Below are 21,042 nucleotides of genomic sequence, written 5' to 3'. Positions count from 1 at the left end.
AAATTATATACTATATATAGAAATGATGGAGGAATATTCATGAAAATCAAACCTAAGCAAGCCATGTATAATGGTATATCCTACAACTTTTTTGATAGAAAAAGCGATAAGATATGTTTTATGCTCTCTGGCACGGGCTATACCTATGATAAACCTATACTTTATTATTCTACAGCATTAATGCTAGAACTTGGCTATGATGTCGTCCAAATCAATTATACATTTGAGCAACAGCAATTCGAACAGGACTCCCAAGCCATATCAAAAATGGTCTATCATGTTGCCAACCCGATTGTAGAGAACAGCTTGCAATCAAAGTCTTATAGAGAAGTCGTTTATCTAGGAAAATCTCTAGGTACTATGCCTATTGTCGATTATTATATGCAGCAGACCTCTTCTATCCCTGCTCGTTATGTACTTTTCACCCCATTACTTTCACTTCAACATACAATGATAAATCTATTAGACAAGCATGCATTTTTGGCAATTGGTACAGCTGACCCTCATTATTCACAGGAGAAGCTAGCCCAACTTGCTACCCTTCAGCTTGCTGTTTTGGAGGACCTTAATCATTCACTTGAAAATCCTTTGAATGCTGTTTTATCTATACAGCTTTGCCAGTCGCTTATCACACAATTAAAAATCTTTCTACAAAATAATTAGTTAAATTTTTATAGTACTATTTACCAGAATTATGTACATATGTTACACTAGCGAAAATACATTGAAGAGAAGAGTAAATAAGGCTGTTCTTCCCAGAGAGCTCGGATTGCTGAAAACGAGTAAGAACGAATTATTGAAACAAGCCTCGGAGTAGCGCATTGGATTTTGTTTGAATGATGGTGCGACGGGAACTCCCGTTATAGAGTTACAGTATAAGCATAGGCTTTATGCCGTACTGAAAAGGCTATTATGGTGACATAATAGTGAACTAGGGTGGCACCACGTGAGTATATAAATTCTACAACCTCGTCCCTAAGACTAATCGTCTTGGGGGTGGGGTTTTTTATTTTGCAAATCGTCACTTTGCTTAAGGAGGAATTTATATGAGAAAAGCTTTAGAAAGCTGGCGCTATCCTGCCATCCTATTATGTAGTATTGGTGTTTCCAGTGTTGGCGAATGGGTTTATTTTATCGCCTTAAATTTAATTGTGTTAAACCTCACAGAATCTGCTCTGGCTGTCTCTGGATTGTATATTGTAAGAGCGATCTCCTCCTTGTTCACTAATTTTTGGTCAGGGAGCCTAATCGATCGTTTTAATAAGAAAAAGCTAATGATTATTCTAAATATGATTCAATCTATACTCATTGTCATACTCCCCTGCTTTACAAGCCTCTTGTGGATGTATGTCCTTGTTTTTCTCATTACAGCAGCTAGCTCTATGTATCAGCCGACATCTATGACTTATATCACTAAGTTAATTCCTATCGATCAAAGGAAACGCTTTAATTCATTACGCAGCTTACTTGACTCTGGTGCATTTCTAACTGGGCCAGCAATCGCAGGTTTCTTATTCACAGTCGGAACACCCCATATGGCCATATATTTAAACGCGATTGCTTTATTTCTATCAGCCTGTATAACGTTCAAAATGCCAAATATTGAAGCCCTTGAAAAATTTGTTAATCGTACAGGAAAAACATCTCTTTATCGCGTATTGCTTCAGGATTGGCAAATGGTCATACGCTTTAGCTTAAAAAATTCCTATGTGATGGTTGTCTATTTGTTGTTTAGTGCTATCATCATCTTGATGACAGCTACTGATTCTTTGGAGGCTGCCTTTGCAACACAAATATTAGCTTTATCCGAAGGAGAATATGGTATTTTAGTCAGTATCGCAGGGGTAGGTGTTTTAATTGGCTCGCTAACCAACTCTGTTATTGTTGAAAAAATACCAACTTCTTGGTTAATAGGTATGGGGTCTCTCGTAACAGCATTGGGCTATTTAATATTTACATCCTCCTTTTCCTTTCTTATAGCTGCTTTAGGTTGCTTTGTATTATCCTTTGCTACCGCCTTTGCGAATACAGGATTTTATACATTTTATCAAAATAATATTCCTTCTGAGAGCATGGGTAGAATAGGAAGTATTTATGGATTTTTTGAAGCCCTTTTTATTATTATTTTTACTACTATTTTTGGGGTTTTCGCTGAATGGATTACTATACGCTCAGTTGTCATTAGTGCATCCTTTATGATGGCATTTGTAGCTGTCATTCTACTATGGCTAAATATGAAACCTTCGAAAAGCCACTATTATAAAAGGTTGATAAGTAGCAAGCAACAGTAATCTCACTTTTCATACAAAATTTAACCATCTAATGTCTACTAATTACTGACACTAGATGGTTTTTTATCGAAATAAGCAATTTTATATATACCCTAATTCAAAGGATAGTTGCTGTGCCGTTTTAATGACTTCCTGTGTTATACTTTCTAATTTTTCAGCATCTGTATCATATTCAAAGCACTCTGCACTAATGGCTGCAATTATTTGTTTATTTGAATCAAATATAGGAGCTGCTATGGATACTGTCCCCTTTGTTTTTTCTCCAACGCTTATGGCAATGCCTTTTTCTCTTACATCATTGAGGCTCTCTATCAATTTTTCTTTCTCAGGCTCCTCAAGTTGTTGGAAAAATTGTTGCTGTACTTCGCTTTTAGAAAACGCAAGCAATACTTTATTTGGAGCTCCTATAGGATACGGGATTTTTTCACCAATCATATCAATAATACGGACATTTTTAGGACTATCAATTCGATCAATAATAATGGATGCAAACTGTTTCGCAATACTTAAATAGATTGTTTCGCGAACATTATATGCAAGGTTTTCTAATAGAGGATGTGCTTTTTCTCTAATATCCGTCTCATGATACATTTTCATGCCAAGTTGCAACCATGTATACCCTAATCGAAATTCTTTTTTATTATCATTTCTCTCTACTAAATCAAAACTTTCTAATGTATATAATAATCTGTAAATTGTGCTAGTAGGCAAGTCTGTTTCATTAAAAATTTCTTGCACAGTAAAAAAACGCTTCGGATGCTTCGCCAGTATATTTATAACTAACATAGCTCTTTCGATTGATTGAATCATTACAATTACTCCCTTTCATTTCCCCATATGAACTATCTTAAGGTTTTTATAGATCTAGTTAGCTTTGACTAGGATCATTATGAAATTAAAATTCATGCAAATTATCAAATTTTTATGTACCTTCAATTTTTTACATGTAGCCCTGCTTTTGAATATAGTTTCATTTTATTTTAACTAATTTTTATGCATATAAATAGATGCTACATGAAATATATACATAGTTCCACTCAATTAGTGTGGAAAATTACGAGTATTCATAAAAATTCAAATTGACAATTTGTTGTTTTGCATTTACGATGAATTTATATTCCACTATGCAGATTTAATTTCATATAGTGAAAAAACAATAAAAATACATCAGCTTGAAAAATAAAATACTTAACTATCAAAAGGAGCAAAAATTATGAATACTTTTATGTGGGATACACCCGAAAAACTACGTGCCCTATTATGTGAACTTGTGAGCTGGGAAAGCCGAACATTAACGGCGGGCGAAAATAAATTTGCCTTTCGCTTAAAAGATAAATTGTTAACGCTTCCATACTTTGAAAAGCATCCAGACTTGATTGAATTACATGATGCAGGGCTTGGCAGAAATGCAGTGACAGCCTTCTATAAGCATCCAACGGCAACAGAAACCGTTGTGTTAATCAGTCACTTCGATACCGTGCATACGGAGGAATATGGTGAACTAGAGCCGTTAGCCTTTTATCCAGAAGAACTAACGAAAAAGCTAATGGAACCTAAATACCTAAAAGATTTACCAGAGGCAGCTCGGATTGATTTGGCGTCTGGGAATTATTTATTTGGTCGCGGCACAATGGATATGAAAATGGGTCTTGCCTTACACATGCAGTTGATCGAAAAGGCAAGCTTAGAGCAATGGCCGATTAATTTGATTTTAACGACGGTTCCTGATGAGGAAGTCAACTCTGCTGGTATGAGAGCGGCTGTTGTGGAACTGGTGAGACTGCGGGAACAGCACGGTTTAACTTATAAATTATTTTTAAATAGTGAGCCATCGTTTTCACAAGGGCCATCGGATACGAATGAATATATTTATTCAGGTACAATTGGTAAAATCATGCCTGCTGCTTTGTTCTACGGAAAAGAGACACATGTTGGTGAGCCATTAAAAGGGATGACGGCTCCCTTTATCGCTTCCTATATGACACAGCATATGGAGTGGAATCCCCTTTTCCGTGAAACAGATTTAGGTGAAAGTACACCACTACCTGTTTCTCTACAATTAAAAGATTTAAAAATGGAGTATTCTACACAAACACCATACCGTGCGGCGGCACTTTACAATGTCTTTTTGTTAAAACGGACAGCGGCAGAGGTAATGGCTATTTTTGAGGAAGTTGCGTTACAGGCAATGGCTGCTTGCAATGCGCACTATCAAGACATTTGTACAAGAGAAAATGTGCAGGGTGTGGGCAAGGTAAAGGTCTTACGCTACGAGGCATTATTGGAGCATGCGATCCGTAAATTAGGGGCTGAGGAAGTACAAGCGATTAAGCAGCAGGTTCAGCAGCATCGTGTATGGGATGATCGTGAAAAATCCATTCGTATTGTGGATCAGCTCATGATTCGCTGTCAGGAATTAGCACCTGCCACAGTCCTGCTATATGCACCCCCTTACTATCCAGCCATTAATTCATCCAATCACCCATTAGTGAAACAGTCGATTGAATTAATGAAGCAAACAGCTCAAACATTTGATATTGAGGTGGAGCAGATCCACTACTTTAACGGAATTTGTGATTTAAGCTATGTCAACTATTCAGATGCATCCAATGAGTGGCTAGCATTTGAACGGAACACACCTGTATGGGGCGATACGTACCATATTCCATTCAAAGAGATGGCAGCATTACAAGGTCCTGTATTAAATGTCGGACCATTTGGTAAGGATGCCCATCAAAAAACAGAGCGATTGCATGTGGATAGTGCGTTTAAAGAGATGCCAATTATGATTGATACATTGATTAAAAGTTTATTTTAAGTAAAAAGAAACTTCATTCAAAGTAGCTTTCATATCCTTTCATTTGAATTGTTACCTAATAATCTAAGATGACACAGTACAAAATAGAAAGAGGTTGTTATATGGATTTTGCCGCTTTAACTGGTAAAATAGCAGGGATTATCTGGAGTAATGCATTAGTTTATCTTTGCTTAGGAGCTGGCGTTTACTTTTCGCTTATTATGAAGTTTCCACAGGTGCGTCTCTTCAAAGATATGATTAAACAATTATTTAATAGAAAAACTTCGGCAAATGGCGTTTCATCTTTTCAAAGCTTTGCAATGGCATTGGGTGGACGTGTCGGTATTGGGAATATAGCTGGTGTAGCTACTGCAATTTATTTTGGAGGACCAGGTGCTATCTTTTGGATGTGGGTTATAGCCTTTTTAGGAGCTGGTGCTGCCTATATTGAGTCCTCGTTAGCTCAGGTTTGGAAACAAGAAATCGCAGGAGAGTATCGTGGAGGGCCAGCATACTATATTGAGAAAGGGTTAAAAAATAAGCCATTTGCTATATTATTTGCTATCGCTACAATTATAGCAACTGGTTTCACTGGCTCAGGTGTTCAAGCCTTTAATATTGCTGATTCTACAAAAAATGCATTCGGGATTTCACCAATAATTACAGGTATTATTGTTTCAGCAATATTTGGATTTGCTATTTTTGGCGGTATTAAAAGGGTTGGAAAAGTTGCAGAATATGCAGTACCATTTATGGCAACTGCTTACATACTTCTTGCATTTATTATTTTATTTATCAATATAAAAGAGGTACCTGCAATATTTGCTTTAATTTTCAGCTCTGCCTTTAATTTAAATGCTGCATTCGGTGCTGTTTTTGGAAATGCAATTATGTGGGGAGTAAAAAGAGGGGCTTATTCAAATGAAGCAGGTCAAGGTACCGGAGCACAGGCAGCTGGTACCGCAGAAGTATCTCATCCTGCTAAACAAGGGCTTGTCCAAGCATTCTCGGTCTATGTAGATACACTACTTGTTTGTACAGCTACAGCCATTATGATCATCTCCACAGGCAGTTACAATATTGCCCATCCTAATGGGGGATTTTTGGTTGAGAATCTACCAGGAGTTGAAGCAGGTACTGCATTCGCACAAGAAGCAATTAACTCATTCATTCCTGGTTTAGGAAGTCCTTTTGTTGCTATCGCTGTATTTTTCTTTGCAATAACTACTATGCTTGCTTTTGGGGTATACACGGAAAGTAATGTTGCTTACTTATTTAGAAACAATAAAAACTTTGCTACTATTGCTATTGTCGTAAAAGTACTACTAGTGATTTCTATCTTTTTTGGAACGATTCGTTCCTCATCAACTGCTTGGAATCTTGCTGATATCGGTGTAGGTACACTTGCATGGTTAAACCTAATTGCTATTATCTTATTAACAAAGCCAGGTATAGCTACATTAAGAGATTATGAAGAGCAAAAGAAGATGGGGCTTGACCCAGTCTTTATTCCCGAAAGATGTGGAATTAAAGATGCTGAATTGTGGAATGAAATAACTGAAAAAAACTATCCAGATCAATTAGCCGCATTAAAAGAAAAAGTTGGCGACTTGAAATAATTAAATGAACCCTGTAGTAGTCACTAAGAAGTTGAAAAGTTGCCGCTATGCAGGGTTCTTGCTTATTAAATTTCCATAGAATTTAAGTTAGATTATCTATCTTTCAGTTGGAAAATGCTTTACTTGATCAACTGCCTCTAATAATTTTTTTGTTACAATTTCTGATTCATCAATATGGCTTGTTAGAACGCGATTTGTTTCATCAAATAAGGCTGTCGTCCTATTAAATTTATGCATAACGTCTTCGTTTGATAGCTTCTGATCTTTAATGGAAGCTAATAGCTCATTTATTCCCGTTTGAACATTTGTCATAATATGCAGCAATTGATCAATTTTCACTGATGTTTTAGCACTTTTATCAATGCCTTCTGTTACTAGCTGCATATTATTTTTATTATCCTCGTAAGCAAGTCCAATTTGTTCTTCTATTTTCTTTGTTAAATTAGCAATATCTTCTGTGCTTGTTTTCGTATTTTCAGCTAATTTGCGAACTTCCTCGGCAACAACCGAAAAGCCTTTACCATGCTCCCCTGCTCTTGCTGCCTCAATAGATGCATTCAAAGCTAATAAATTGGTTTGATTTGATATTTCTCCAATAACATTTACTATTTCCGCTATTTGCTTTGAGCGCTCACTTAAATTACTCATGCTTAAAGATGTTTTTTGAGACTGCTCTCCTAACGCATCAATCAAATGCTCTACCTCCTGAACAGCCTGCTTACTTTCAACCGATAATGTCATCATTTGATCCGAGGAAGAGATTAATAAATTGCCTTTATCTAGGGCATTTTCAGAAATTTTATTGGATTGAATTGTGCTATCCTCCACTTTATTAAACTCTCCTACAATATCTGCGACCATTTCTCCTAAAATAGTATGCTGGTCATTTACCTTGTTATGTTGTTCAATAGTTTCAATGATTTCCTTATGTAACTCATTTAAAAAAATTTGAAAATCATGATCTTTCTTATCCAGCTTTGCATTCAGTTCATCAATTTTAGCCTTAAATTGCTCTATATCTACTTTTTTTGATCGAAACATTGTTAACACAGCCATCACCTCAGAAAATAGAATATGAATATGTATTTATTTTACTGGATTTAAAGTAATTAATATACATTTTAAGAAAAAAACAAACACTCACTACTAACAACGACATAGCGTGATAGCAGTGAGTGTTTTGTTTTTTAATAGGCTAAACCAAACAAAGCTTTAATATGTGTTAAGTAACGAATATTAGAAGCTTCTTTCATTAATGTTGCAGGAAGGCCTTTAAGCTCTGTGTTGCTTGCACCAATTGTAGCAACAGCATCTTTACGACCTAAGCTTGCAAGTGTGCCAGAGTTTACAGCTGAGAATGCTTTCATGTCTTGGTTTTTGTATTGTGCAAATACATTATAACCAGCACATTCACCCATTTGCCATGCAACTTGTGCTGTTGGAGCGTATAGTGGACGACCTCCATCAGCTGGTAGGGCAACAGATGCATCACCAATAACAAAGACATCTTCGTGAGATGTAGATTGTAAGAATTCATTAATCGTTGCTTTGCCACGATCAGCAGCTAGACCTGATTCGCCTACGATTGGAAGTGGAGCTACCCCACCTGTCCAAACAAGTGTATTTGCAACAATTGGTTCACGATCTTTTAAAGAAATAACGTTGCCGTCAACACCTGTTACTGGTGTACCTGTAATAAATTCTACGCCACGTTTAGTTAAGCTTTCAGTAGCGCGTTGGATAAGTGTATCTGGAAGAACTGGCAAGATTTTTGGACCAGCTTCAACAAGTTTAATTTTAAGATCAGCAAAATTAACACCATGTTTTGCAGCGATTTTCGGGAAGTTGTCCACGATTTCACCAACAAGCTCAACACCTGTTAAACCGCCACCACCAATAACGATTGTTGCATCTGCTTCATCTTTAGATTGTGCATATGCTTTAATGCGGTCTTCAATATGTTTGTTGATTTTATTGGCATCATTTACTGATTTAAGAACCATAGAGTTTTCTTCTAATCCTGGGATACCAAAGAATCCTGTTTGGCTACCTAAAGATACTACAAGTGTGTCGTAAGTTAATGTATAACCATTATCTAGATCAACTTTTTTAGTATCAACATTAAATTTGGATACTTTCGCAATGTGTAGGTCAATATCTAAACCTTTAAAGATTTTTTTAAGTGGTAATGCAACAGCACCTTCTGCAATTGTACCACCAGCTAAACGGTGAAGCTCAGTGATAATTTGGTGTGTTGGGAATTGGTTTACTACAGTGATTTTAGCTTCATCAGCTGATAGATACTTACGTGCTGTTAATGCAGTTAAAACGCCAGCGTAACCTGCACCTAAGATGACGATTTCTTTTGACATGATTAATTAATCCTCCGTCCTTACGAATTGAATTTACCTTTAGTCTTATTTGGCTTTGCGTTCTGAGCTTACTTGTAAGAAAGCATTAACAAAACGGAAAACATTTTGAACTTGAGGGTCTTTTAACATTTTCACAAGACCGAATAAACCAATTACTTCATGGCTTTCAGATGCACGGTCTTTCGCTTCAATTGCAGTTGCTGCAAGGTTTTTCGCAGAGCCAACTACAGGACCAGCGATTTCTGTTACTGCTCCAACAGTATCGTTTTTAAGCACTTCGTCTGTTGCAACAGCTTGAGCAAACTCATATGATTTCGTTAATAATGTCATCATTTCAGTTAACTTCGGTAATTGCTCAACTAAAGTTGTAAGTGATTCTTGAACTTCAGGCTTTAATAATTGATCTAGTACATCTAATTGCTCTTTACTCACAGTTACTTGTTCAGCCTGTGTTTGGTTATTCGTTTCTGACATTTTGAACTCTCCTTTGCCATCACTAGTACTATTTTTTATTACTTACATGTAAAAAAGACCATTAAGGTAAAACTTAACAGTCGTTACAGCGTATATCCTACACAATCACCAGTCACAAGGGCTGGATAGCGATTCGTATGACTTGTTATTACAATGTTTACTTTAAATCGCAAAAAGCGCATCATAATACCATCCTTATCTTGTCTTGGTGACATTACAACCTTCATTATAAGACTGTTTGTACATTATTTCAATGAGCTATATCACAATTTCGACAATCTTTTCAAAATTCATTGATTTCATCAACTATTAACTGTCTTGCTATAATAAATTTTCCAATGCATATAATTTTTAATGAACATTCTTTTTCCTGTCATCTCTATATCCCCTTCTTTTTGGAAAGCAGATAATCGACGGCTTCAGGTTTCTCTAGTAGTATTCATTAAGGAAGTTAAATCTTTTTTGTTAGTGTCAATAGAAATGTATCACTCTTGGCTAACGAAGTAGATTTTAGAATAAAGGAAGCAAGTCTTTCACTCATTTCTTTAGAAATAGCTTCACTCTAATGATTTTCCGTCTCCTCTATAAGAGCAGAAAGCTGGGCTTGTGCAACTGTTGTATCAAACGTTTATGAAGCATAATCAGCTTCTACAAGGCATCTCTATCGTTGCACGGCTGTCACCACATAAAATTATAGTTCTTCAAAAATGAGCATATAAAAAGCTCCATATAAAGTAGGAGCTTGTCTTTATTTTAATTTAATTACAATAACACAAACGTCTGTAATTGCTTCTAAGCTGTGCTTTTCAGATGGTTTTAAAGCTAAAATTGTATCTTGTGTCAAAATTCCCTCCACACCTTCAACGATAAAGCGAGCTTCACCAAATTGAACAATAATTAGCACTTCATTGTCCGCATGATGCTCAGCAATTTTTTCACCTGCACGCAATTGAATGTTCAAAATATCTGCACCAGCGATACTCCCTAATTTACCAATATGTTTAGTCTTTTCTTCAAGCATCGCTTGGATTGATATAATTGTCATTATCATTCCCCCATTACACTGTTGTCCCTAGTTTTAGGCTAATATAGTTTCTTTTTGATTTACGATGTTCCACTACTTTCTAGGCCACACCCCCACTATAATAAAGAATCGCTCTAATTGTCTGTGACTTACATCACTAAAAAAGAAGTATCCCAAATAAATGAGATAACTCCTTTTAAAAACCTATTTTATGTTAACGTTTTTCAACAGAAAGCCAGAAGAAATTTGTTACTTCCTTTGCCGCCACATCTACTGAGCCTAGCAAAGTTTTACCATCGCCATCTTTAAAATACCCTACAGTCATTAATGCCATAAAGTTATGAGCGAAAAACTTTGCATTTCCTTTTCGAATTGTGCCCTTTTCCATCTCTTCTTGCATAGACTGCTCTATTGTTTGATACATACCATTTTCGGATGCTTGAACTTGTCTCAGCTGCGTTTCCGAAAGATTGATGGTAGCCTCTTTCATAAAATTTTTCATATCAATATCAATCGTGGCTGATAAATGAACTTCAACGAGCTGTTCGAGTCGTTCTTTAAATGGTTTAGGCTGCTCTAAAATTTGTAGAATAGATAGCTTGATACGATCCATCATAGCGATTAAAGCAGATGTATATAAATCCCCTTTAGTTGGGTAGTAGTAATAGACAGTCGCCTTTGTTACGTTACAAGCCTTTGCTACATCATCCATTGAAATATTTTTGTAGCCCTCTTTAATAAAAAGTCTTGTGGCCGTTTCAAGGACAATATCTTTTGTAGGTTTCGCATTTTCATCATGGCGAGGTCTCCCGAGAACACGCGGTAATTGTTTCAACAAGTTCGCCTCCTTAATTAAACATTCTTTTTACGCATATTATAACATATTAATATTTATGGATTGATTAATTAACCTTCTAGTATATATAATTAAATCACTTACATGAAATGGGGGTCTTTTGATGAAAAAACATCCACTTGAGCAATGGGGCTCAATGGTTGCAAGTAAAAAGGGTAGATTATTAGCACTAGCTTTTTGGGTGTTATTAGTAGTTGTATTCTCATTTGCTTGGCCACAAATCAATAGCATAGAAAGTGAGTCAGGCAAAAACTTACCTGACACAGAAATGTCTGAGCAAGCTGCGTCCATTATTGCAGAGCAATTTCCTAATGATGCTGGAACACCTCTATTGTTGGTGTGGCATCGCGAAAATGGCTTAACACCTGATGATTTTTCGGCTATACAGGGTGTATACAAGGAGCTGCAAGCAAAGCCCTTAGCCCATCAAACAATGGTTCCACCATTTGATCAAATGCCTCCTCAGGCTTTAATGGCTTCCGCTTCTGAAAATGGTACAACAATTGTTACACCGGTGTTTTTTGAAAAAGGTGTCGCTACAGATATGCTACAGGATAGTTTAGATAAGCTGACAAAAATAATGGAAGGTTATCAAGTCCAATTAGATGATAAATTATCAAGCGATGCACTTCATGTGCGCTATTCTGGACCAGTGGGAATTGCCACTGATGCTGTCAGTTTATTTTCACAAGCAGATGTGAAGCTATTAATCGCAACTGTATTACTCGTTTTGGTATTACTTATTATTATTTATCGTTCGCCATTGCTAGCTATTATTCCTTTAATTGTTGTAGGGCTTGCCTATGGTGTGATTAGCCCGACACTTGGTTTTTTTGCTGAACAGGGATGGATAGATAAAGATTCACAGGCTGTTTCCATTATGACTGTTTTACTTTTCGGTGCAGGTACTGACTATTGTTTATTTTTAATTTCAAAATATAGAGAAATACTCTTTGATGTTGAGGATAAGACTGTCGCAATGAAGCTAGCTGTTAAAGAATCGGGTGGTGCTATTTTAATGAGTGCCCTAACAGTGGTTATAGGTTTAGCGACCCTTAGTCTTGCCCATTATGGCGCATTTCAACGCTTTGCCGTACCATTTAGTTTTGGTGTGCTTGTCATGGGGGTCGCAGCACTTGTTGTCCTACCAGCAATTCTTGTCCTTATTGGGCGAGTAGCGTTCTTCCCCTTCACTCCTCGAACGGAGGAAATGGCCAATAAAAAGGGCAAGAAACAGCATAAGCCTTCACATAAGATTAGTCATAAAATTGGTCAATTTGTTACCCATAAACCTTGGGTCGTTATCGCTGTAACTGTCATCTTGCTTGGAGGGTTGGCGGCATTTGTTCCGCGAATTCAATATACATTTGATTTGCTTTCATCCTTCCCAAAAGATATGCCGTCTAGAGAAGGATTTACATTAATAGAGGAGAATTTTTCGCCTGGAGAACTAGCACCTGTTCAATTAGTAATCGACACAGAAGGTACTGATATCAATATCCAGCAACAACTTGAAGCTATCTCTTATATTGATAGTGTGGCAGATGTACAAATTGGTGAAAAAAATAAGAATATACACTTGTATGAACTCAATTTCAATGCCAACCCTTATGCACAGGAGTCATTAGCTCATATTCCTGAACTACAAAAAGAGGTTATTAAAATACTAGAGGCACAAGGTCTCAACAACGCTGAGAAACATGTTTGGCTTGGTGGCGAAACAGCTAGTCAATATGATACACAACAAATAACTAAGCGAGATGAAACAGTAATCATGCCAACCATGATTGCCTTAATTGCATTATTATTATTTGTCTATTTACGTTCTATTACAGCCACTGTTTATCTATTAGCCACTGTTATTATTTCTTATTTTGGGGCATTAGGCGCTGGATGGTTAATTTTACATCATATCATGGGGGCCGAAGCAATTTCTGGAGCTATTCCATTGTATGCTTTCGTGTTCTTAGTAGCTCTCGGAGAGGATTATAATATCTTTATGATCTCAGAAATTTGGAAAAAGCGTAAAACCACTGACCATTTAACAGCTGTAGAAGAAGGTGTTGTCCGAACAGGAAGCGTTATTACATCTGCTGGACTCATCCTAGCAGGTACATTTGCGGTGCTGGCAACATTACCGATTCAAGTGCTTGTTCAATTTGGTGTTGTGACAGCCATTGGTGTATTGCTCGATACATTTATCGTACGACCATTACTTGTACCAGCTATCACAACAGTACTAGGTAAATACGCTTTCTGGCCAGGTAAGTTATTTAAAAAAGATGCCTAAATAGATAACACGGACATTAGCTAGGTATGATTGTCATACATGCTCATGTCCGTGTTTTTTATATTAATACTATAAGCATTTCATCATATAATGATAGTAAATTGACCTTATCACATTCTATTTAAATAAGGAGTGGCATGCATGGATCTTCAAAAATTACAGCAACGTTTCCCATTATTAAGCCCCTTCTCAGGTAGAACTGATGGAAATTATGTATTTAATTTTGACAATCAGCTTTACGAAATTCCAATACACACAATGACACAAAATGAATATGAGCTATTGCGAATATTCTCAGAACCCACTGTCTTATCCGATAACTATGATATAGTTTGGCTTGATTATTTAACAGATAAAACAGATATTGCTCCAACTACTCTTCCTATGCATCGTTTGTTATTTCTTCATTTTGATAAAGACTTTACCACATCTACATTATTGCGTTCAATCTTTGAAGCTTTACTTGGGAAGGATATTATACTGCTATCGCTTCAACCACAATTATTTGTCATAATCGAATGTATCGACTGCAATGAGTTCTTAGATTTGGCTCATTATGTTAATCCCCTAATGGCAGACTTAGAGACTCATTTTAAGATTTTTGTTTCTGATATTATACACAACATCACCACGACCAAGGAACGATTTAACTGGTATGTTCACCTTCTACCATCCATTTGGACTTATACACCAAAGCATATACTCACACAGCAAGAGCTTTTAGTGCCATATGTAACGCAGCATCTAGCCTATCAAGAGAAAGAGGTTTTTATCTCCTCTATCCTAAAAAGAGCCACTTCTCAGCCAGAATTACTCCATACAATCAAGAAATTGATTGAATGCGATGGAAATATTACATTAGCCTCTAAAAAAATGTATATGCACCGTAATACCTTACAAAATCGCCTAGAAAAATTTCAACAAATGACGCAAAAGGATATTCGGCAATTTTCCCATCGACTAGAAGTTTATCTTGCCATTATTTTCTTAGAATCACTTTAAGACAAACTGCACAAATTATGCCTTCAACACTGTGCAAGCTTTCCATATCACTCTATTCTAAAGTCATTTACAATGAAATTATGACTTGTAAAGGGGTGCAGTATATATGGCGGAATTACGGTTAGAGCATATCTATAAGATTTACGATAAAAATATCCAAGCCGTAACTGATTTTAATTTGCATATCCATGATAAAGAATTCATTGTATTTGTAGGCCCTTCTGGCTGTGGTAAGACCACAACTTTACGTATGATTGCTGGCTTAGAGGATATATCAAAGGGAGAACTATACATTGACGATGTTTTCATGAATGATGTGGAATCGAAAGATCGTAGCATTGCAATGGTATTTCAAAGCTATGCTTTATATCCACATATGACAGTCTATGATAATATGGCATTTAGCTTAAAGCTACGAAAGGTCGATAAAAAGGAAATAGATCGTCGTGTTAAAGAAGCTGCTAAGATTTTAGGATTAGAGGATTATTTAAAAAGAAAACCAAAAGCTCTATCTGGTGGACAACGTCAGCGTGTAGCACTGGGAAGAGCAATTGTCAGAGATGCTAAGGTATTTTTAATGGATGAGCCTCTTTCGAATTTGGATGCCAAATTACGTGTACAAATGCGGGCAGAAATCCAGAAGCTCCATCAACGAATTCAAACGACAACGATCTATGTCACACATGACCAAACAGAGGCTATGACGATGGCTACCCGTCTGGTAGTGATGAAGGATGGCCTTATACAACAAATTGGGACACCTAAAGAAGTATATAATACACCACTAAACATGTTTGTAGCAGGCTTTATTGGTTCACCATCCATGAACCTCTTCCACTGTCGTCTAACAGATACCGAGATCCTTTTAGGCGAGCAAAGCTTCCCTATCCCATCCATGCATTTACCAATGTTAAAGGAAAAAAATTATTTAGGGAAAGAGATTATTATGGGGATACGACCTGAGGATTTACAAATGACTGATGTTATTTCCCCTTACACTTTCACTGCAACAATTGATGTTGCAGAATTACTCGGAGCAGAAACTTATCTCTATTGTTCTTTAGCGAATCAAAATTTTATTGCTCGAGTACAGGCTGATAACAATTTGCATCCATCCGACAAGGTTTTCCTAGTTATGAAGGAAGAAAAGATTCATTTCTTCGATCCTCAAACAGAGGAACGTCTTTGAAGCATGCATGCTCGAATCCACGAGTTCTAGAAGAGAAAGCCAGCTGTATATCCCATTGATGGCAATCAAATTTATATTCAAACTTACATCTGGTACATTTAAATAAGAAATTAATTGATTTCTTCAAACGAATTAAAAGCACGCTAGGCATTATCACCTAGCGTGCTTATTCTATTAATCTTATTTTGCTGCGGCTTGAATCTCAAAGTAAGCCCAATGCTCTTTAGGTATATCCTTGAAGATTTGTTCTGTGTCCTCAGTTGGTATTGGACGATTAAAGATTCGATTCAGTACCTTTACTGCCTGTGCACGTGTTAGTTTCTCTTCAGGTCTAAATTCACCATTGCCTGAGCCAACCATTATACCTATCGCACTTATGCGACTGATTTCTTTTGCTGCCCAATGTGAGAACGCCACATCACGATATGTTTCTCCACTTGTGGTTTTTTCGCAATACAAGGTATCTGTAGACCCTTCTACACATTGCTTATCAATCCATCTTACAGCAATAACCGCCATTTGGGCTCTAGTAATCATTTCATTCGGCCCGAATGAACGATCATGATGTCCTTGCATAATTCCTTCTGTACGAATATATTCAATATCGTTTTTTGCCCATGAAGTAGCTGTATCTGCATAAAATAGGTTAGGCGCTTCTGGTACATGATTGTCACTTAGGTTTCTTGCCAACATTGCTGCCATTTGGGCACGAGTGACATTTGCATTCGGACGGAAAGTGCCATCTGTATAGCCATGAATATAGGAAGAAAATGTGCTGTCTACCTCTATTGGTTCTTTCTCTGGTTGCTCTTCTTCCTGCGGTTGTTCTACATAAAGTAGAGAAAATGTAGAAAAGTGCTCTACATCAAATACTATACCTGTTTGCCCTCTCGTAAATTCTGCAAAACGCCCACGTATTATTTCAGCTGTTCCATTACTATGTTCTACATAGACCATGATATTTTCTCGTTGAGCTGATGTGAGATTCGCTGGTAATGGTAGTAGCAATGTTACTTGACGGTTTTGTAGATTTGTGTCGATAGATATTGGCTGACCAACGAGTTTTACATTAGCGCCATTACCCTGTTGTAAAACTATTTCAGCTTGTTTAGCCCGATCCTCGATAGCTTTTTGCCGCAATGCATCCTTAATCGGTACAATTCGGAAGAAAATATCTTCATTGAAATCATTCATTGAAGTAAAAGGAACATCTATTTTGACCATTCCCATGGCTATACTAAAATGTGATTTGCCCTCAATTAGTCGTTTAGCAGCATCTCTTTCAAGTATCACCTTTGTTTCACTTGCTGGTGGTTCCAAATTAGGGATCACAAGTCGAGATCTTTTATCTTCCTTATTCCCTAAGATCCGGAGAAATTCGTTTGCATTTGCAACTGTAAAGTTTACTGTATCTTGAAAGCTACCGTTACTCAATACACGTGTTAACACGGTTTGGAGGAGCACATCATCTGGCATACTTTGATCTACAACATTTATCTTTAGCTGATTACTTGGTGCAACAGGATCAGGTGTTGGTGTACTAGGCGTTGATGATCCTCCATCTCCTGGTACATTGTTTTTAGACCACAAAGCATACAATATCAAATTCCCTTTCCCCATTTGAATCGTTTGCCCAATTTTATAAGTAACACCTTTTCCATCCGCCTTCGTATTCCATCCTACAAATGTATAGCCTGCTTTCATTAGATTACCTGTATTGCCCAGTACTAAAATAGTGTCCTGATGTTTATACTGCTTTGAATCTGTTGGTACTGTCCCCCCATCAGACCCGTTACTGTCATACGTAACCGTATATGTTTGCAGTGCACTAGTTGTAAAATTCCAGGAAGTATTATTAGTAATACCTTTATACGCATTACCTGCTACATCAGTAAATGCACCTGCGTCAATTTGAATGCTGTAAGTGGTGTTATGGGCTAAATCCAATGTAGGATCTACTGTCACAGTTTCATTAGTAACAGAAACATTTGCTTGTGTAACAGCAATTGTTTCGACAATTTGGTTATCTGTAGCATTTCTTATGACAATATTTTTACTAGTTACAGGTAAGACCTTTTCATCAAATGTTAATACAAGATTATCTGCAGGCTGTACAGTAATTGCCTGATGCGCTGGGAAATAGGTTGTTATTTCAGGAGACTTTTTATCAAACATCACAATTGTTCCTGATGAAACCTCTGTTACCTGTAAGCCCTCATTCCCCGCTATATCTTGATAATCAATTGTAAAGATAATGGGTCCCTCTGCGTCTCCAGATTTCAATGTATAGCTTGCTTGCCATGTTTTAGCATTCCCATCACCTTTATCATTTACATTTGCTGTTTGTCCTAGGATTGTTACATCTGGTGATTGAATGTCCTCACTTGTCTCAAAGTCGATTGTGATTACATCGTCTACCTTAGCAACTGTTGGATTAGCATTATTTGAAGCCATTGTCACCTTTTTTACTGTTGGCTTTACGCTATCGACAATGACATAGCTTCCATCAGTTACGTCATTTACCTCTATTGCCGAATTACCTAACAGATCTTTAAAGTTAATTGTAAAAGGTGCTGTTCCCTCTAAATCTCCATTGGCTATAACATATGTTGCCTGCCAGTTTGTGGATGCTCCTGTTACAATAGCAGCTTTCCCCAAAATGGTAATTATAGGTGCTTGTATATTTTTATCTGTTTTCATTGTTAAGGTGATCGTATCTCCTGCCTTAGCCTTTGTAGGATCCAGATTATTCGATTTGATCTTTACCTCTACAGCTTTTGGCAGAGCTTTATCAATCACAAATGTAATAGTTGTGGTATTCCCTGCACTATCTGTTGCTACTAAAGTATAATTTCCAGATGTACTTACAGTGGCTCCACTTGTGAAAGCTGCTCCATTCAGGGTAGCCGTTCCTTCATTAAGACTAATTGTTACGTCAGTGTTATAAACACCGTTATTTGTAACCCCTGTTATGACTGGTGGTGTTGTATCTAGAACAATTGTATCTGAGAATGCATTTGATATATTGCCAGCAGTATCCCTTAGTTGCATATAAACTGTTTTACTACCTTCTCCATTTGACAATGTCCAACTTTTCGTAGATACTTTTGACTCCCAACTGGACCAAGTAATACCATCATTCGAAAAGCGCATTTCTATTGCTTCTCCTTCTAAATCTGTTGCCGTCAAAGTTAAGGTAACATTTATAGAACTTGTCGAGATTTGCCCACTGTTAACAATGATAGAGCCTGTTGGTGCGTGATTTTTAGTAATCTGGATTGTAAACTCCTTATCCAACGTATTGCCAGCCTCATCTGTTACTCTGATTGTAATCTTATAGCTATTTTTCGTATCGTATGCAAACAGCGCATTGGTTCTTAATACATTTCCATTTATCGTAAAGAAGCTCATATCCCCTGATTGTAATGAATACGTGAATGTTTGTGAGCTTCCTGAATCTGTTGCTGTCAATGTACCAACAGTTGTACCAATCGGCTTATTTTCTTGTACTATAGTATTATTAAGGTCAATATTAGTTGGTGGTGTACCGTCATAGATTATTTGTAATTCATTTGATGCTTTATTCAATGCACCACCGCTATTTGCAGCAACCTTTTCAGGAATTTTGATTTTCACAGCTCCATCTGCACTAGGTGATATTTGTGCCGTATATGTGGTACCACTTCCTGTCAGTAATGTAGCATTTCCATTTGTAACAGCTATATCATCAACTGTAAAGCCTGTCACTGACTCACTGAATACCATAGTTATAAGAATTGGATTGCTATTTGTTGGACTAGAATTATTTGGTGTAATTGTCACTGCTGGACGCGCATTGACGACTAGATTCATTGTATAGTTAGTACTATAATTAACCCCATCGCTTACCATAAATGTAAAAAATGAATTAGAACCATTTTCAGTAACATATTTTAATTTACTAGCATCTAAATTAGCCTTACTAATTGTCATCCCATTTGTAATAGCTTCCCCACCATCAAATTGCTGATTATTATTGCTATCGAGGAAGAGCTGCCCGCTATTTGGGATTGTAGAGATTTGAATCTGTTGCAAAGTATCTCCAGCATCTTCATCAGAAAAAGCAAAGGAAGTATTATTAAATGTATACACTTGACCCTCATTTACATTTACGGTTCCATTACTGGATGTCGGTGGCTTATTTAATGCTAGGGTTGTTACTTGCTGCATCATATATGCGCTCTTATTGCCATCAGTATCTTTGACAATGACATTAAAATAATAGGTAGTATTGGCAGCAAGACCTGCCACATTAAAGGAAGTAATATCTTTGGTGTAGCCGCCTAACGGTGTCCCATTCGATTCAATTGTACTAACCGTACCAATATTATTACTACTAGATTGATAGACTCGATATTCTAAGTCCCCTTGTGTTGTTATATCATCAGAGGCTTTAGCCCAGCCCAACTGTACTTCTGATGTAGTAATGTTTGAGGTAGCAATAGCACCATTTGTAATTGTTGGCGGATTATTATTTGGGATATCAATCGTAAATTGAGTAAAAGTTAAATCCCATAGTCCCGCATTTACAACGGGTATAAATTTAACACTCGCAGTTATTACAAATGAGTTAATACCCTCTATATTAATAGGAATATCATATATAGGCTCATGATTTGCAACTGTCTTAAAAGTTACTGGATTTCCTTTTGGGTTTCCTGCTCCATCATACCCTTGAATTGTTAAGGACAATGCATCGTTTTCAGGGTGTTTATTAATCGTATTAATTTTTAATGATTTTAAATCGAAGATACCACCTGCAAAGCTTTCTCCAGCAGAAATTCTAATTGATTTTGGTGGGGAATGTTCATCTGCATCAAAATAATAACCAGCTGGAAATTGTGATCCATTGCTATACTGGAATATATTAATACCATCATCACCAGGAATACCACTCACTACAAAGCCATTATTTGTATCATCTTTCCACGAAGCTTGTGTTAAATCCTGTATACAACTTGGAAAATCTGGCGAATCGCATGCAGCCGCCTCCACTTTTAAAGGTGACACGAACCCTATTCCTACCATTTGACTATAAGCGATTAACATCAAACATAAGGTTATTGTAAATATCTTTTTTCCCATTTAA

At 36.8% G+C, this 21,042-nt stretch carries 15 protein-coding genes and 1 other annotated feature; of the genes, 7 read left to right on the top strand and 8 right to left on the bottom strand.

What is annotated here, in order from left to right; all coding sequences use genetic code 11:
- Window positions 1–39 precede the first annotated feature (39 nt).
- Both LCP48_RS02010 and LCP48_RS02005 read left to right on the top strand, forming a co-directional pair.
- Window positions 40–663, top strand: coding sequence for a hypothetical protein (locus LCP48_RS02010; protein WP_004229871.1), 624 nt, complete (start codon window positions 40–42; stop codon window positions 661–663).
- Between the two features lie 52 nt (window positions 664–715).
- Window positions 716–980, top strand: a binding site (T-box leader).
- 66 nt (window positions 981–1,046) lie between these two features.
- Window positions 1,047–2,291 carry an MFS transporter gene (locus LCP48_RS02005; RefSeq protein ID WP_225340619.1) on the top strand — a complete coding sequence of 415 codons (1,245 nt, stop codon included), beginning with the start codon at window positions 1,047–1,049 and terminating at the stop codon, window positions 2,289–2,291.
- Between the two features lie 81 nt (window positions 2,292–2,372).
- Here the strand turns inward: LCP48_RS02005 and LCP48_RS02000 are convergent, their stop codons facing one another.
- Window positions 2,373–3,101 (bottom strand): IclR family transcriptional regulator, encoded by a 729-nt coding sequence (locus LCP48_RS02000; RefSeq protein ID WP_009373710.1) that lies wholly within the window; start codon window positions 3,099–3,101, stop codon window positions 2,373–2,375.
- A 403-nt stretch (window positions 3,102–3,504) separates the two neighbouring features.
- Here LCP48_RS02000 and LCP48_RS01995 point away from each other — a divergent pair, with 403 nt between their 5' ends.
- Together LCP48_RS01995 and LCP48_RS01990 are read left to right on the top strand one after the other, a co-directional pair.
- On the top strand, window positions 3,505–5,109 hold the full coding sequence (locus tag LCP48_RS01995; RefSeq protein ID WP_225340618.1) for a M20/M25/M40 family metallo-hydrolase: 1,605 nt from the start codon (window positions 3,505–3,507) through the stop codon (window positions 5,107–5,109).
- A gap of 101 nt (window positions 5,110–5,210) precedes the next feature.
- Window positions 5,211–6,707: an alanine/glycine:cation symporter family protein gene (locus LCP48_RS01990; protein WP_004227764.1), complete on the top strand. Its 1,497-nt coding sequence runs from the start codon at window positions 5,211–5,213 to the stop codon at window positions 6,705–6,707.
- Between the two features lie 96 nt (window positions 6,708–6,803).
- Here LCP48_RS01990 and LCP48_RS01985 read toward each other — a convergent pair whose 3' ends face one another.
- From LCP48_RS01985 to LCP48_RS01965, 6 genes are all read right to left on the bottom strand, one after another.
- Window positions 6,804–7,763, bottom strand: a complete 960-nt coding sequence (locus tag LCP48_RS01985) for a methyl-accepting chemotaxis protein (protein ID WP_004227762.1) — start codon at window positions 7,761–7,763, stop codon at window positions 6,804–6,806.
- 131 nt (window positions 7,764–7,894) lie between these two features.
- The gene (locus tag LCP48_RS01980) at window positions 7,895–9,079 is read right to left on the bottom strand and encodes an NAD(P)/FAD-dependent oxidoreductase (protein ID WP_004227760.1); all 1,185 of its coding nucleotides are present in this window, start codon (window positions 9,077–9,079) and stop codon (window positions 7,895–7,897) included.
- A gap of 45 nt (window positions 9,080–9,124) precedes the next feature.
- A complete protein-coding gene (locus LCP48_RS01975) occupies window positions 9,125–9,553 on the bottom strand; it encodes a helical membrane plugin domain-containing protein (RefSeq protein ID WP_004227758.1) in 429 nt (142 codons plus the stop codon).
- Between the two features lie 83 nt (window positions 9,554–9,636).
- A complete protein-coding gene (locus LCP48_RS23285; RefSeq protein ID WP_009373326.1) occupies window positions 9,637–9,768 on the bottom strand; it encodes a hypothetical protein in 132 nt (43 codons plus the stop codon).
- Between the two features lie 533 nt (window positions 9,769–10,301).
- The gene (locus LCP48_RS01970) at window positions 10,302–10,598 is read right to left on the bottom strand and encodes a cupin domain-containing protein (RefSeq protein ID WP_004227751.1); all 297 of its coding nucleotides are present in this window, start codon (window positions 10,596–10,598) and stop codon (window positions 10,302–10,304) included.
- Window positions 10,599–10,791: 193 nt separating this feature from the next.
- Window positions 10,792–11,412 (bottom strand): TetR/AcrR family transcriptional regulator, encoded by a 621-nt coding sequence (locus LCP48_RS01965; RefSeq protein WP_004227749.1) that lies wholly within the window; start codon window positions 11,410–11,412, stop codon window positions 10,792–10,794.
- 124 nt (window positions 11,413–11,536) lie between these two features.
- Here LCP48_RS01965 and LCP48_RS01960 point away from each other — a divergent pair, with 124 nt between their 5' ends.
- The 3 genes from LCP48_RS01960 (at window position 11,537) to LCP48_RS01950 (ending at window position 15,914) form a co-directional block, all read left to right on the top strand.
- Window positions 11,537–13,723, top strand: a complete 2,187-nt coding sequence (locus LCP48_RS01960; protein WP_004227747.1) for an MMPL family transporter — start codon at window positions 11,537–11,539, stop codon at window positions 13,721–13,723.
- 141 nt (window positions 13,724–13,864) lie between these two features.
- Window positions 13,865–14,725 carry a PucR family transcriptional regulator gene (locus LCP48_RS01955; protein WP_004227745.1) on the top strand — a complete coding sequence of 287 codons (861 nt, stop codon included), beginning with the start codon at window positions 13,865–13,867 and terminating at the stop codon, window positions 14,723–14,725.
- A gap of 106 nt (window positions 14,726–14,831) precedes the next feature.
- Window positions 14,832–15,914, top strand: a complete 1,083-nt coding sequence (locus LCP48_RS01950) for an ABC transporter ATP-binding protein (RefSeq protein WP_004227743.1) — start codon at window positions 14,832–14,834, stop codon at window positions 15,912–15,914.
- A 180-nt stretch (window positions 15,915–16,094) separates the two neighbouring features.
- Here LCP48_RS01950 and LCP48_RS01945 read toward each other — a convergent pair whose 3' ends face one another.
- Window positions 16,095–21,038: an S-layer homology domain-containing protein gene (locus LCP48_RS01945; protein WP_225340617.1), complete on the bottom strand. Its 4,944-nt coding sequence runs from the start codon at window positions 21,036–21,038 to the stop codon at window positions 16,095–16,097.
- Window positions 21,039–21,042 lie beyond the last annotated feature (4 nt).

The sequence above is a fragment of the Lysinibacillus capsici genome, assembly GCF_020217405.1.
GTDB classification, from domain to species: Bacteria; Bacillota; Bacilli; order Bacillales_A; family Planococcaceae; genus Lysinibacillus; species Lysinibacillus capsici.
This window is presented reverse-complemented; position numbering and strand designations above follow the sequence as displayed.

Bases quoted from the DNA above. Each gene is read 5' to 3' on its own strand.
- LCP48_RS02005 (WP_225340619.1), top strand. From the start codon at position 1,047: ATGAGAAAAGCTTTAGAAAGCTGGCGCTATCCTGCCATCCTATTATGT.
- LCP48_RS01970 (WP_004227751.1), bottom strand. From the start codon at position 10,598: ATGACAATTATATCAATCCAAGCGATGCTTGAAGAAAAGACTAAACAT.
- LCP48_RS01985 (WP_004227762.1), bottom strand. From the start codon at position 7,763: ATGGCTGTGTTAACAATGTTTCGATCAAAAAAAGTAGATATAGAGCAA.
- LCP48_RS01945 (WP_225340617.1), bottom strand. From the start codon at position 21,038: ATGGGAAAAAAGATATTTACAATAACCTTATGTTTGATGTTAATCGCT.
- LCP48_RS01960 (WP_004227747.1), top strand. From the start codon at position 11,537: ATGAAAAAACATCCACTTGAGCAATGGGGCTCAATGGTTGCAAGTAAA.
- LCP48_RS01975 (WP_004227758.1), bottom strand. From the start codon at position 9,553: ATGTCAGAAACGAATAACCAAACACAGGCTGAACAAGTAACTGTGAGT.
- LCP48_RS01950 (WP_004227743.1), top strand. From the start codon at position 14,832: ATGGCGGAATTACGGTTAGAGCATATCTATAAGATTTACGATAAAAAT.
- LCP48_RS01995 (WP_225340618.1), top strand. From the start codon at position 3,505: ATGAATACTTTTATGTGGGATACACCCGAAAAACTACGTGCCCTATTA.
- LCP48_RS01955 (WP_004227745.1), top strand. From the start codon at position 13,865: ATGGATCTTCAAAAATTACAGCAACGTTTCCCATTATTAAGCCCCTTC.
- LCP48_RS02010 (WP_004229871.1), top strand. From the start codon at position 40: ATGAAAATCAAACCTAAGCAAGCCATGTATAATGGTATATCCTACAAC.
- LCP48_RS01990 (WP_004227764.1), top strand. From the start codon at position 5,211: ATGGATTTTGCCGCTTTAACTGGTAAAATAGCAGGGATTATCTGGAGT.
- LCP48_RS02000 (WP_009373710.1), bottom strand. From the start codon at position 3,101: ATGATTCAATCAATCGAAAGAGCTATGTTAGTTATAAATATACTGGCG.
- LCP48_RS01980 (WP_004227760.1), bottom strand. From the start codon at position 9,079: ATGTCAAAAGAAATCGTCATCTTAGGTGCAGGTTACGCTGGCGTTTTA.
- LCP48_RS23285 (WP_009373326.1), bottom strand. From the start codon at position 9,768: ATGTCACCAAGACAAGATAAGGATGGTATTATGATGCGCTTTTTGCGA.